This window comes from Beijerinckia sp. L45, assembly GCF_009765775.1.
Lineage (GTDB): Bacteria > Pseudomonadota > Alphaproteobacteria > Rhizobiales > Beijerinckiaceae > RH-AL1.
This window is the reverse complement of record NZ_LMUU01000276.1, coordinates 31317-44404: the sequence shown is the minus strand read 5'-3', so window position 1 is coordinate 44404 and position 13088 is coordinate 31317. Positions and strand designations below refer to the sequence as shown.

The window sequence follows — 13088 nt, the reverse complement described above, 5'->3', positions numbered from 1 at the left end:
CGCACGATCTTGGTTTCGGCATGCGGGGCGACGGAAAAGTGCATGCCCCGCACCGTGCCCCGGCGCGTATTTACGGAGATGCTTGACTGCGTGAATTGGCTGACGAGGTGATGCGTCTGCAATTCTTCGACGCAGAAGGTACGGGCAAAGCAACCGCGCTCGTCGCCCCGACGTTCCGGCACCATAAGAAAGGTGCCGGCGAATTCGAGCGCCTCAAACAACATCGACGTTCCCCTAGAACACGCTGAGTTTGGGGATTGCTGTAATGAACTTGCCGCCCCAGGCTCGGATCTCGACCATCTGCCCGGCGACTTCATCCTTCAAGTTCCACGGCAGGATCAGGAGGTAATCCGGTTTCATCGCCAGCATCTCCTCTGGAGACACGACGGGAATTCGAACGCCCGGCAGGAGCGTGCCCTGCTTGTGCGGCGAGCGGTCGGCGACGGCGCGCACCAGCTCAGGCCCGATGCCGCAATAATTGAGGAAAGTATTGCCTTTGGCTGCGGCGCCGTACGCGACCACGACTTTGCCCTCTTCGCGGAGCGCGATCAGCGCCTTCAGTGTCGCACATTTGATCGCGACGACCTCCTCGGCGAAACGGGTGTAGCCCGCAAGCTCGGACAGCCCACCAGCACGCTCCTCGGCGAGAATCCGCTCGACCGAAGAGGTCGCCTGATGCGCGGCCGCGTCGTGGCAGAAGAACACCCGCAGAGAGCCGCCGTGCGTCGGCCATTCCTCGACGTCGAAGACGCGCAGGTCGGTCTTGCCCAAAATCTCGGCGACGACCTTCAACGACAGGTAGGAAAAATGCTCGTGATAGATCGTGTCGAACTGTTTTTGTTCGACCATCCGCAACAGGTGCGGAAACTCGAAGGTCCCGACACCATCAGGCTTGAGCAGCACCTTGAAGCCGGCGGTAAAGTCGAGGATGTCCGGTACATGAGCGAGCACGTTGTTGGCAGCGGTGAGATCGGCGGCATGGCCCTCGGCTACCAGCCGAAGGGCGGTGGCTTCGCCGAAGAAGGCGACCTCGGTTGGCACGCCACGCTCGACCGCGACCTTGGCGACATTGGCCGCAGGCTCGACGCCGAGCACCGGAATGCCGCGCTTGACGAAATACTGCAGGAGGTAGCCGTCGTTACTGGCAACCTCGACGACTTTCTTGTCCGGGCCCAGGCCGAAGCGCTGGGTCATCGTGGCGACGTAGTCTTCAGCGTGGTGCAGCCAGCTGGTCGAAAAGCCGGAGAAATAGGCGTAGTCGGAAAAAATATTCTCGGGCGTCTCGAACTCTTCAAGCTGAACCAGGAAGCACGTCTCGCAGACGTGGGCATGGAGCGGGAACACCATTTCTCCTTCGCGGGCCTTGGCCAGTGGCACGTAGGCGTTGGCGAGCGGGGACAGCCCCAGGTCGGCGAACGTATGCTTCAGTGTGGCGCCGCAGGCGCGGCAGGTTCCGGTCGTCACGGCATCAGGCTCCAAGGAGTTCATGCAAGCCGTTCGTAGGCTTCGATCTGCGCGAGCGTCAGGTCGCGGGCAGATGCACCCTTATCGTGGTCGCGGTACCATTGCGTGGTCCACGCCAAAGCGTCGTCAAGGCGCAGACGGCGATCCCAGCCGAGGCGCGCCCGGGCTTTCGACGAGTCGACCTTGAGGAAGTGGGCCTCGTGAGCGTGGGTCTTCTCGGACAGATGCCAGCCGGCGGCGCCGCCCCAGTTTTTCACCATCTGGTCGATAATATAGGAGACGGCACGACAATCCTCGTCGGTCGGGCCGAAGTTCCAGGCTTCGCTAAAACCGGCGGCGTCGGCGCTGCTGAGGCGCTCGGCCAAAGCCAGATAGCCGGCCAGTGGCTCGAGCACGTGCTGCCACGGCCGGATGGCACCGGGCGATCGAATCTCGACCGACTGGCTGCGTTCGAAGGCGCGAACGATGTCGGGGATAAGCCGATCCACTGACCAATCACCGCCACCGATGACGTTGCCGGCGCGGGCGCTCGCGACGCGCACGCCGCTTTCTGCGAAGAAGGAGTTGCGGTAGGCGCTGACCACCAATTCGGCGCAGCCCTTAGAGTTACTGTAGGGGTCGAAACCGCCCAATGCCTCGGTCTCGCGATAAGCCCAGGGCCATTCGCGGTTCTCGTAGGCCTTGTCGCTGGTCACGACGACGACGGTGCGCACAGAGAAGCACGCGCGGGCGGCTTCCAGCACATGGACGGTACCCATGACGTTGGTGGCATAGGTGCCGACAGGATCGGCATACGAAGGGCGCACAAGGGCCTGCGCCGCAAGATGCAGCACGATCTCCGGCCGCGCGGTCTCGAAACATGTTTGCACGGCGGCGAGATCGCGGATATCGGCAATATGCGACGCGGCGCCGTCGGCTAAGGCCAGGCTGAACAGGCTCGGCTGGGTGTTAGGCGCGAGCGCCAAGCCTGTGACGGCGGCCCCGAGGCGCGTCAGCCAGAGCGTCAGCCAGGATCCCTTGAACCCGGTATGTCCGGTCACCAAAACCCGCTTCCCGGCCCAAAAGGCCGGATCGGGGCTCAGGCCACGCGTTTCGCCATTAATGGACAAGCTGCGGTGTCTCCGAAGGGGTCAGAACGCGCGACGTCTTACCACGACTTCCAGGGCGCGCGACCTTCGGCCCATAGCGCCTCGAGATGATTCTTGTCGCGCAACGTGTCCATCGCCTGCCAAAAGCCGTTATGCACGAAGGCATTGAGCTGGTCTTGGCGGGCGAGTTGCTCCATCGGTTCGTTCTCCCAGGTGGTGGCATCGCCCTCGATCAGGTCCAGGACCTTCGGCGAGAGCACGAAGAAGCCGCCGTTGATCATCGCGCCGTCACCGGCCGGCTTTTCGCGAAAGCTGCGGACCTGGTCGCCGACAAGATTGAGCGCGCCGAAACGGCCGGGCGGCACGACCGCGGTGAGCGTCGCAAGGCGCTTTTGCGCCTTGTGGAAGGTGACGAGCTTGCCGAGATCGACATCGCTGACCCCGTCGCCATAGGTCATGAAGAAATCCTCGTTGCCGATGTAGTCGCGCACCCGCTTGAGGCGGCCGCCGGTCATCGTCGCTTCGCCGGTCTCGATCAGCGAGACGTTCCAGTTCTGCCCGGCGCTACGGTGGAAATCGATGTCTCCGGACCCGAGGTGCATCGTGACGTCGCTGAGATGCAGTCGGTAGTTGAGGAAAAATTCCTTGATGACGTAGCCTTTGTAGCCGAGGCAGATCACGAAATCCGTCACGCCGTAGGCTGAAAACATCTGCATGATGTGCCACAGAATTGGCCGCCCCCCGATCTCAACCATCGGCTTCGGCCGTAGCGACGTCTCTTCGGACAGGCGTGTCCCCAAACCACCCGCGAGGATTACCGCTTTCATTCGTTCAAAACCTCAGGAAAGAGATGAGCGAAGCGGCTGATGACGGTCATCGATCACCCACTGCTCGTGGTATTAAAGCCGTTAGCCGAAAGTATCAATCGCTCACGTCGCGAGATGTGTTTAAAGCTCCAAGCAAAGAATATGCTCTATCTCGCATTCCGGTGCTGAAGGTGCGATCCGATTGCGTGATCGTTGCTTTCCAGGCCATGCAAAAGTTAGATCTGATCGGGTCTTTCATTCAATATAGCCGAATGAGCGAAAGCCGTACGGCCTTCACTGGAAGACGCTGCAAGTCTTGACGCGGAACTTGAGGCTTTGCGCTTCACACTCGCCGAGGTTCAGGCTGTCGCTGACCGCGCGGCGAGCGTCGAAGCGAAACTTGAAGGTGCGCGTCAGGCGCTAGCGGCTGTGCAATCGGAGCGTGTGTCGGGTCTTGACGCTGAACTTGTCGAGGCGCGCGAATGCGCTGCCGTGGTTCAGCGGTCGGCCGATCGCGTCCGGCGCTTGAGGCCGACCAAGCAGAAGCGCTTCTTGAGATCGCCGAACTTCAGCAACAGCTTGGACAGGCGACCTTGAAATTCAGCTGAACGATCAGAGAGCGGCTCGTGACTACGATGAAATTCTTTTGCGCCCCATGACCCAGCTTGGGCGTCGCCGTTTGCAGGATGGCTTTGCGCTCCGCCTCTTTTCGCCCACCATATTTTGATGCGGCCCACCCTTGTCCTTGATGTTGGCCTGAACAACTCCTACTCCGAGCTTGGTCGAAGCAGGGGCTAGCGAATTCCGATGAAGCGTATTCTCGTGACGGGCGGAGCCGGGTTTCTCGGCTCGCATCTTTGCGCCCGGTTGCTGGCGGAGGGCCAGGAGGTTCTCTGCGTCGACAATTTTTTCACCGGGCGGCGGCGCAACATCGCGGGCCTGCTTGACCATCGCAACTTCGAGTTCCTCCGCCATGACGTAACGTTCCCACTCTACGTCGAGGTCGACGAGATCTACAACCTCGCGTGCCCGGCCTCGCCCATTCATTATCAGTTCGATCCGGTGCAGACGACGAAAACGAGTGTCATCGGGGCGATCAACATGCTCGGGCTCGCCAAGCGCGTCCGCGCCAAGATTTTCCAGGCCTCGACGTCCGAGGTTTACGGTGATCCCTCGGTGCATCCGCAGCCTGAGTCCTATTGGGGCCATGTCAACACGCTTGGGCCGCGCGCCTGCTACGACGAGGGCAAGCGCTGCGCGGAGACGCTGTTTTTCGACTATCACCGCCAGCATCAGGTGCGCATCAAGGTGGCGCGCATCTTCAACACCTACGGGCCTAACATGAACCCGCAGGACGGGCGCGTGGTGTCGAATTTTATCGTCCAGGCGCTAAGCAACAAGCCGATAACCCTATATGGCGACGGTACGCAGACCCGCTCCTTCTGCTATTGCGACGATCTGATCGAAGGCTTCCGCCGGCTGATGGATTCCGGCCCCGAGATCACCGGACCGATCAATCTCGGTAATCCCGGCGAGTTCACCATGCGCCAGCTCGCCGAGACGATCCTGGACCTTACCGGCTCGACCTCGTCCATCGTCCACGAGCCGCTGCCGATGGACGATCCCCGTCAGCGCCAGCCGGACATCACCCTGGCGCGCGAAAAACTCGGCTGGGAGCCGACCATCGCGCTCAAGGCCGGGCTGGTGCGCACGATCGCCTATTTCGAGGCGCTGCTCGCCGAGGGCGTCTGACAATACAGTCTCTCGGGTCGATCGCCTTCATTGAGCCCGCATCGCCCAAGGTGTCGGTGATCATCCCCAACAAGAACAGCCTGGATCTCATTTCCAGAATCATCGCTGATCTGCAGACTCGAACCGATTATCCCGACCTGGAAATCGTCATCGTCGACAACGGGACGACCGACGCGGACGTTCTCGCCTTCTAAGGCACGTTCAGAGGCACGGATGGCGTCACCATCGATATCCTCTCCGAGGATTTTAACTTCGCCGGCATGTGCAATCGCGGCGCGCGACTGGCGAGGGGTGACGCTCTGCTGTTCCTCAACAACGACATCGAAGTACATGAGCCGCTCTGGCTCAAGGAAATGGTGGCTTGCCTGGCCTTCGATTCCGTCGGTATCGTCGGCGCCAAAATGCTCTATCCCAACGGTCTTACCCAGCATAACGGGGTCATCGTCGGCCTCGGCGAAGCCGCGAAACCGGTGCAAACAACGAGCGCTTCCAGCTCGAAACCGCCCGCCTCCAGGCGCGGCACGGGACGGCAACCTATAGCGATGACGCCTACAGCCCGTTTTACGATCGCCGCTATTCGACACCGCATCTTGCTCTACCGACGACGCTGCCTCGCTTACGCCCAGGTACGTTGTCTCGAATCGAAGACCTTCCGTTGCCAAACTAAACCAAAGAGCCGGCTGACATGGTTGTTGGTCCACAAACAATCGCGATCAGAGTGGCGCTATTCGTCGGCGCATATCCTCGATCCCCTACGGCCTCTCGGCATAAAACGACGCCGCCTGATCGATCTCGGCCGGCGTCATGCGGCGCGCGATGTTGCGCATCTGCTCGCTGATGTCGTTGCGGCGGGCCGCGCTCGCGAAGGCCTGCAATTGTGTCTTGAGGTAGACAGGCGACTGGCCTTCGAGCCGGGGGCTGCCGGCCTTGTTGTCGGCCGCGCCGTGGCACGATGCGCAGGGCGGAATGTTGCGCAGGGGGGCGCCGCTCAGCACGATCGCCGGTTCGCCCGCGCCCGGTCCGGGATGGTAGGCGGGGACGCGCGGCAGATAGGAATAATAGGCCGCGAGGTCGATCATGTCCTGTTCCGTCAACGCGGCGGCGAAGGGTCCCATGATCGCGTTGACCCGCACGCCGGCCTTGAAATCGTGCAGCTCCTTGTAGATCACGGCGGCATATTGCCCCGCGAGGTACGGAAACTCGGAGCGCGTAACGTTGTCGCCGCTGTGACAGATGGCGCATTGCAGGGCGAGCGTGCCGCCGTGACCGATGGACGCCGCGCTCGGGTGGTTCAACATTCGCGAGGTCATGACGACGGCGGATGTTTTGGCTTCGACGGCGGAAGGCGCCACAGTTGCCGCTTCGCGCGAAACGCCGGCGGCGCTGCAGATGGCGTCCCAGATGCCGCTGAATTTGAGATTGGGCTGGGCATAGGGCAGCAGAACGAGACCACCGAGCGCCGCGGCGGCGGCAAAGCCGGCGGTCAGGCCGAGCGCCGTCGTGAACCAGCGATTGCTCAGAGTGAACAGGCGTTCGCTGCTCATGGCTGGGCTCCGACGTAAACCGCGGGCACGGACGTGTTCTTGAGCGCCAGAAGCTGCGCGATCGGAAAGCCGTAGTTGACCACTGTGAGGCCAATCATCAGCACGAGCCATAGCGAATAGCCGTTCAACGCGACCGGCACCGAGGTCGGCGGATGGATGGCGATGCTGAAGCGATAGACGCCGGCCTCTGCCTTGGGCGCCAGCTGCCCCTTGATCAGCACGACAAAGAACAGCGCTCCGGAGATGACCAGCAGAAATCCGCCGAACACGGAGATGGTGACCGGGAGGGCTTCCGGGGCCAGCGCCGTGTTGGTGAAATCATAAAACGCCATCCGCCGCGGCATGCCCAGAATGCCGACGTAATGCCAAGGAAACGTCGTGACGATCATGCCGACGAACCAAAGCCAGAGCTGCGCCCGCATCAGCCCGAGACTCGTCAGCGCGCGTCCCGTCAGATGCGGCCACAGGTCATAGGCGATGGCGAAATACATGATGACGATGGCGCCGCCGAAGATCAGATGGAAATGCCCGGTGACCCACTGCGTGTTGTGGATGCTCGCATCCAGCTGGAAGCTCATGTTGATGAGGCCGCCGGCTCCGCCGAAGCCCAGCATGACGAAAGAGAAGGTCACCGCCAGCATCATCGGATTGCGCCACGGCAGCGCCGCGACCCAGCCGAACGGTCCTTTGCCGCCGCGCAGGCGCCCGGCAATCTCCGCCGAGGCGCAGATGGTGAAGACGGTAAGCAGCGTCGGCAGCGCCACCAAGGCCGTCAACGCCGAATGCATGAACTTGAACCCGGCACCCACTTGTGGATCGGTGAAGAGATGGTGGATGCCGATCGGCATGGCGACGACGAGGAACAGGATGAACGAAATCCGCGCCATCGAGTCGCTGTAGAGTTTTCCACCGATCGCGCGTGGGATGATCGTGTAATAGGCGATGTAGGCGGGCATCAGCCAGAAATAGACGATGGCGTGCAGCGTCCAGGAGAAGAACACCCGGGCAAGGCCGGCATCGATCGTCGTGCGGAAGCCGAGCGCGACCGGCAGGATCTGCAACAGCAGTTCGAGCGCGGCGCCGACCGCCGTCCAGCCCCAGAGCAGCGAACCCGCGACATTGGCGAACATCGCCAGCGGCACCGGCTTGCCGGGATTGTCGCGCTTCCAGACGTAGAGATTGAGCGACATCAAAGCGACCCAGATCCACGATCCGACGACCACCAGGACGATGCCGAGGTAATAGAACGGACTGCCGATCAGCGGCGGGTAGAAGGTGTAGAGCACCGAGGCGAGGCCCATCGACACCGGAACCATCGCCATAACCGCCCCGACCACCACCAGACCGAACCCGGTCCAGGCCCACCTTTGGCCGATCAGCGGGCGCTCGAGCGCGAGTTCGCTGATGGCATAGCCGAACCCCATCGCGATCAACGTCGGAAACACGTAGCCCATCACCGTGCCATGCGCCGTGACGGACCGATAATACCATTCCGGATTGCTGATCCAGGCGAGCAGCGGGCTGCGCACGAGCATCTGCCAGGCGCCGAGCAGCAAAGCGAGGCCGAACACGGTGAAAGCTAGCCAGAAGTGAGCGAGAACGAGACGCTTGCTACTCAACACAGGTCAGCCTCCGGTGCGCTGATGTCATGGCGAGGAAGGCGGCCTTGTCGATCACTTTGACATTGGCCCACATCCCCTCGTGGCCGATGCCGCAGAATTCGTGGCACGGCATCAGATGATCGCCCGGCTTGTCGAAGCGGATGGGGATCGCGGAGACGTAGCCCGGCACCAGCATCGTGTTGATGTTGGTGCCCTGAATGAGAAAGCCGTGAACGACGTCCGCGCTCGACGCGCGGAAGGTGATCGGGGTTTCGGCCGGGACCAGCAGGCATTGCGGGGTGAAGGAATATTGCTGGGCGACGGCGCGCACCGTGACCGAGCCGTCCGGTTCGAGCGCGCTGCCGAGATTGCTTTCGACGAACTCGCCGGCAATGTGCAGAGTCGTGGGATCGGCGGTCTCGACGCGGGCCTGCGGCATCGTCGCCTGATGGATTCCGGCGAACGCCGCCATGCCAGCGAGCAGCACGATGACGGCCACCGACACCATGGCCCACTTGCGCTCGACGCGGGCGGCGACCACCGCACCGGCGGCATGGTTGTCCTGCAGCGTCATCGGACAAGACCCTTTGTCATTGCACCGCGCCGCGCGGCAGGAACACGAAAAGATAGAAGGCAAACCAAAGCGCAACGACGATCGCCGTCGCGATGCCGGCGACGACAATGGCGCCGCTTGGGCCGGAGCGAACGATCGCATCGACCGCGGCATCATCCGAAGCGGCGTCTGGCGTGGGCGGAGGCACGGAGTTGATCATGGCGCTCTCAATCGAGGGGAGCCGAACGAAGCTCGTTGGCCTGAGCCGCGGTCACGGCGGTGCCGCGGTTGCCCCATGAGGCGCGGATGTAGGTGACGACGGCGGCAACTTCGTTGTCGTTCAGCGACACGGCAAAGGGCGGCATGCCAAAGGGCTGGGGATTGCCTGACGTGCCCGGGGGATAGCCGCCGTTCAGCACCATGCGGATTGCGTTGACGGCCGATGTCATCTGGATCGACTGGTTGCCGGCGAGCGGCGGATAATTGGGTGGTCGCCCCTGACCATTCGCCTCGTGACAGATGGCGCATTTGCCGTCGTAGACGGTCTTGCCGAGGCTCATCAGCAGACTGCCTTCGGCGGTCGGCACGGTCGACGCCGGCGCCTGCGGCGGCCCACCCTGCGCCAGGCCTTTGAGATAGACCGCCATGGCATGCGTATCGTCGTCGGTCATATATTGCAGGCTGTTGTAGACCACCTCCGCCATCGGCCCGTACACCGCGCCGCGCGCCGAGACGCCGGTGCGAAGCAGGTCGGAAATATCCTTGATGCTCCAGTCGCCGAGACCGGCTTCCCTGTTCGAGGTCAGCGACGGCGCGTACCAGTTCTGCAGCGGGATGAGGCCACCCTGAAACGCCTCCGACTCCGAGCTGCCGCCGAGCGCGTTGATGGCGGTGTGGCACATCCCGCAATGACCGAGGCCACCGACGAGATAGGCGCCGCGGTTGTATTCCTCGGATTTTGTCGGGTCCGGCTTGTACACGCCTTCGCTGAAGAACAGCGTGCGCCAGCCGAGGATCAGGGAGCGGTTGTTGAAGGGAAAGCGCAGATCGTGCGGGCGATCGGCCTGATGCACCGGTACGACCGTCTTCAGATAGGCGAAGATCGCGTCGCTGTCCTGCCGCGTGACCTTGGTATAGGAGCCGAACGGCATCGCCGGATAAAGCAGGCCGCCGTCGGGAAACCGGCCGTCGTGCAGCGAGCCGTAAAACTGATCCGGCGTCCACGTGCCGATGCCCGTTTCGGGATCGGGCGTGATGTTGGAGGTGTAGATCGTGCCGAAGGGGGTTGGCATCGGCCGACCGCCGGCGAACAGCGCGCGCTCGGGGGCGGTGTGGCAGGCGATGCAATCGCCGGCGCGCGCGAGATATTCGCCGCGGGCGACGAGCGACATGTCCGTGAGGCCGGGCGCCGGCTGAGCGGTCTGCGCCATCGCGCCGCCATCGCCTGCGATCACCAGCACAGCGATGGTGATCAGAGCCTTAAAGCCTTCGACGAGGAAGCGTGCCACGGTCATCCCCTCAATTCGGTTCGCTGCCGCAGGCGAAGGGCAGCGGATAACTCCCTTTCGCCGCCGGCACGGGATCGGCGGGCGCCGGGCGCGACGACAGCCAGGCGGCGACGGCCTTCACGTCGTCCTCCGTCAGATGCCCGGCGACGACCTGCATGCAGTCCGGGGCGACGGCGGTTCGGTTGCCGTAGCGCCAGGCGCCGAGCTGCGCGCTGATATAGGTGGCGCGCAAACCGAGCAGGCCTGGAATGCCCGGTTCCATCCCGGTAAAGGCCGGGCCGTGACAGCTGAGACACGCCGGAATGCCGCGCGGGAAATCGCCTTTGGTCACCAGGCTCTCGCCATGAGCGAGAATGTCGTTGCTGACGACAGGAATGGCCGGCGGCGGCAGCGGCGGACGTTGCGCGGCGAAATAGTCGGCAATGGTCTTGAGATAATCCTCGGGCAGAAACTCGAGGAGATAGTTCATCGGCGGATAGTGGCGCCGACCGCTCTTGAACGCGGTCAGTTGGTTATAGAGATAACCCGCGGGCTTACCGGCCAGACGGGGAAAATAGACGTCGTCGGTACCCTGGCCTTGCGCGCCATGGCAGGGCGCACAGGCCTGGACACGCGCCGCAATCGTGTCTGGTGGACCCGGCGACGTCTGGGCAAAGCTCGCTGCCGGGCTCAGAGCCGATAAGACAAGGAAAAGCCTGAGGACACAAACCATCGTTCGATCTCCTACGACCGCTGGACGAGAACTGACCTGCTTCGGCGTCCCCGGCGCATTTGACCCCGGCTCATGCTGGCTCCGTCCGATAGCAACATCGGACCTTTCTTAAGGAGCTCCAGCGTTTCGGCTTTGATTTGGATCAATTCGCTTCATCGAGGGGCGACCAGACCGGAGCAGACCGGCGGGACCGCTGACGTTATGCGACGGCTTTGGTCATATAGTTTGCCGCCGGCCCATAGGGTCGAAGCGTCTTGTCAGGCGCCGATCCGGCAACGACAGAAAAGCCGAGACGCGTCCACAGCGTCAGGGTCCCGTAGACCGATACAAGCGCCAATGTCGACACCGACTCTTTGCGGGCCAATTCTGTGATCGCGCCGACCAAGCTCGTCGCATAGCCGCGGCTTCGAGCTTCCGGCAGACAGAATTGCGATGTCATCGATGTAAAGGCAATCCGGTGCGGACGGCAGCGCCTCCAGGAATGTATCCAGGCCTGGAATGACGTCGAGCTTCCAAGGATGGCAGAAGCCATAGCCGAGAAGCTTGCCGTCTTGTTTCAGCGCGAAGCATCCGCGACGATAAAGCATGAACTTTTCTTCGAGGACTTCCGTGCGCTCGGACAGCGTGTGGATCGAACCCGCAAGAGCCGCGACGCCGGGAAGATCTGCAGGTTCCATGGCGTGCCAGCTGGCGTCATCCGACCGCATCGCCCGTCCCGCAGTTTTGCCTTCGCTCCGGTCTAGAGCAGCCGCAATATCGCGGCGGCGTAGCAATCAAGAGTAGGGCTTGGAAGTTGTTTTAAGTGGTGGAGCCAGACGGAATCGAACCGACGACCTCTTCAATGCCATTGAAGCGGCAGGCAAAATTCACGAGACAAATCAACGGCATTTTTTACCGATTAGTAACACGAGGCACGCCGATTAGGAACAGAGCGGCGCTCTCGGCTGGTTGACTGCCGCCGCATTCTGATTCCATCCTTGCGTGCCGCGAAGCGGTGAATCGGCTGTATTCTGCGGCCGGTGATGCAGCAAGGCCACACAGCAGACAGCACAAAGCACAACGGCCCCGGTTTGCTCTTGGAGAGGAGCGAACCAGGGCCGAAGCGGCGAATAACCTAGGTAGTCTTGACAGCTCCCAAGGTACTCGCCGCTCCCGACATTGCAAGAGGAAATTGCGCAGAAACGACAGTTTTTGTGGTCGGCGGAGCTTTGCCTTTTTGAGCGTGGTCCCGAGAGGGATCGAGATGGAAGACGACGACGGAATGGGCCGGGTGCGGCCACACTTGAATTGGGTCCGCCGGAAGCGCGGCGCATACGAAGCTGCATGCAAACTCGCGCGCATCATCATTGCGAAGGACGCTGGCACCGGCATGGCTATGTCGCTACCGCGCCGCGAGATCGAACGCGAGTACCCCGACTTTTCGGCTCAAGCCGCGCGCACAGCCACGGCAAACTTGGTCAAGTCCGGGATCATTCACAAGAATGATGATCTCTATGTCTTGGACGAAGCTTTTCGTCTCCCCACCGCCTCACCCAGAACTCACCCAGAACCAACCCACCCAGAACCCACCCACCCAAGAGCGCCCCAAGGGGTGGGGGGATACCCCCTAAAGGGTATCCCCCCCACCCCAGGGGCTCGGGTTGGGGCTCGGGTTGGGGCTGGGGTTGGTTCTGGGGCTGATGCCTGGGTTGGGACTGGGGGCGGCGTTGGTTTTGGGGCTCGGGTTGGGACGATCCGGTGCGACGAGCCGGAGTTGCTGGAGCCCCGAAAACCCAAATCTGGCACGCAGACCGAGCGGGAAGCGTTCACGCTGCGCGTCCGAGCCGAGCTTTGGCCAGAGCGGTACGTAGACAACCTCGTCGATACGAGAGCCCGGGCCAAGATCGTTGCCGAAGCGCAGCTCGAAGAGCTGAGAGCAGTCGTGCCGGAGATCAAGCTCAGCGCTGAGGTCATCAGCAAGCACTCGGCTGGTCCTGGGTTCGAGTTGCCGAGAGCTGCGCAGGCCCTTCATGCTCGGGCAGAAGCGGCTGCCAGAGAGGCGGAAATCCAGGAGATAGCAG

Annotated in this window: 16 protein-coding genes; 4 read left to right on the top strand and 12 right to left on the bottom strand. The window is 62.4% G+C overall.

The features are described 5' to 3' along the window. The 4 genes from GSQ79_RS29985 to rfbF all read right to left on the bottom strand — a co-directional run. Window positions 1-224: dTDP-4-dehydrorhamnose 3,5-epimerase family protein (locus GSQ79_RS29985; protein WP_246725655.1), on the bottom strand; the 224-nt coding region annotated here is incomplete at its 3' end. A 10-nt stretch (window positions 225-234) separates the two neighbouring features. Further along, window positions 235-1464 carry a class I SAM-dependent methyltransferase gene (locus GSQ79_RS28425; RefSeq protein WP_158812153.1) on the bottom strand — a complete coding sequence of 410 codons (1230 nt, stop codon included), beginning with the start codon at window positions 1462-1464 and terminating at the stop codon, window positions 235-237. Window positions 1465-1484: 20 nt separating this feature from the next. Next, complete coding sequence (gene rfbG / locus GSQ79_RS28420) at window positions 1485-2573, bottom strand: CDP-glucose 4,6-dehydratase (protein WP_246725644.1); 1089 nt, start codon at window positions 2571-2573, stop codon at window positions 1485-1487. Window positions 2574-2611: 38 nt separating this feature from the next. Beyond that, the gene (rfbF, locus tag GSQ79_RS28415) at window positions 2612-3379 is read right to left on the bottom strand and encodes a glucose-1-phosphate cytidylyltransferase (protein ID WP_158812102.1); all 768 of its coding nucleotides are present in this window, start codon (window positions 3377-3379) and stop codon (window positions 2612-2614) included. A gap of 23 nt (window positions 3380-3402) precedes the next feature. On the opposite strand from rfbF, the gene GSQ79_RS28410 reads away from it, so the two are divergent. Next, entirely contained in the window at window positions 3403-3678 is a 276-nt protein-coding gene (locus GSQ79_RS28410) for a hypothetical protein (RefSeq protein ID WP_158812101.1), read from the top strand. Window positions 3679-3855: 177 nt separating this feature from the next. On the opposite strand, the gene GSQ79_RS28405 is transcribed toward GSQ79_RS28410, so the two are convergent. Then, complete coding sequence (locus tag GSQ79_RS28405) at window positions 3856-4095, bottom strand: hypothetical protein (RefSeq protein WP_158812100.1); 240 nt, start codon at window positions 4093-4095, stop codon at window positions 3856-3858. A gap of 70 nt (window positions 4096-4165) precedes the next feature. Between GSQ79_RS28405 and GSQ79_RS28400 the strand changes: the two genes are divergently transcribed. Both GSQ79_RS28400 and GSQ79_RS30510 read left to right on the top strand, forming a co-directional pair. Continuing rightward, a complete protein-coding gene (locus GSQ79_RS28400; RefSeq protein ID WP_158812099.1) occupies window positions 4166-5110 on the top strand; it encodes a UDP-glucuronic acid decarboxylase family protein in 945 nt (314 codons plus the stop codon). Between the two features lie 50 nt (window positions 5111-5160). Further along, a complete protein-coding gene (locus GSQ79_RS30510; RefSeq protein WP_368669987.1) occupies window positions 5161-5304 on the top strand; it encodes a glycosyltransferase in 144 nt (47 codons plus the stop codon). Between the two features lie 558 nt (window positions 5305-5862). On the opposite strand, the gene GSQ79_RS28385 is transcribed toward GSQ79_RS30510, so the two are convergent. The 7 genes from GSQ79_RS28385 to GSQ79_RS28355 form a co-directional block, all read right to left on the bottom strand. Then, window positions 5863-6654 carry a c-type cytochrome gene (locus tag GSQ79_RS28385; RefSeq protein ID WP_158812097.1) on the bottom strand — a complete coding sequence of 264 codons (792 nt, stop codon included), beginning with the start codon at window positions 6652-6654 and terminating at the stop codon, window positions 5863-5865. Beyond that, a complete protein-coding gene (locus GSQ79_RS28380; protein ID WP_158812096.1) occupies window positions 6651-8276 on the bottom strand; it encodes a b(o/a)3-type cytochrome-c oxidase subunit 1 in 1626 nt (541 codons plus the stop codon). Before GSQ79_RS28380 ends, GSQ79_RS28385 begins: the two co-directional genes overlap by 4 nt. After that, window positions 8266-8829, bottom strand: a complete 564-nt coding sequence (locus GSQ79_RS28375; protein WP_158812095.1) for a cytochrome C oxidase subunit II — start codon at window positions 8827-8829, stop codon at window positions 8266-8268. Before GSQ79_RS28375 ends, GSQ79_RS28380 begins: the two co-directional genes overlap by 11 nt. A gap of 16 nt (window positions 8830-8845) precedes the next feature. After that, a complete protein-coding gene (locus GSQ79_RS28370) occupies window positions 8846-9028 on the bottom strand; it encodes a hypothetical protein (RefSeq protein ID WP_158812094.1) in 183 nt (60 codons plus the stop codon). Between the two features lie 7 nt (window positions 9029-9035). Next, the gene (locus GSQ79_RS28365; protein WP_210253254.1) at window positions 9036-10238 is read right to left on the bottom strand and encodes a cytochrome c; all 1203 of its coding nucleotides are present in this window, start codon (window positions 10236-10238) and stop codon (window positions 9036-9038) included. Between the two features lie 88 nt (window positions 10239-10326). Further along, the gene (locus GSQ79_RS28360; protein WP_158812092.1) at window positions 10327-11028 is read right to left on the bottom strand and encodes a c-type cytochrome; all 702 of its coding nucleotides are present in this window, start codon (window positions 11026-11028) and stop codon (window positions 10327-10329) included. 199 nt (window positions 11029-11227) lie between these two features. Then, the gene (locus GSQ79_RS28355) at window positions 11228-11467 is read right to left on the bottom strand and encodes a hypothetical protein (protein WP_210253246.1); all 240 of its coding nucleotides are present in this window, start codon (window positions 11465-11467) and stop codon (window positions 11228-11230) included. Between the two features lie 1314 nt (window positions 11468-12781). On the opposite strand from GSQ79_RS28355, the gene GSQ79_RS29215 reads away from it, so the two are divergent. Continuing rightward, window positions 12782-13088, top strand: a 307-nt coding sequence (locus tag GSQ79_RS29215) for a hypothetical protein (RefSeq protein ID WP_210253245.1), incomplete at its 3' end; no start/stop codon positions are given.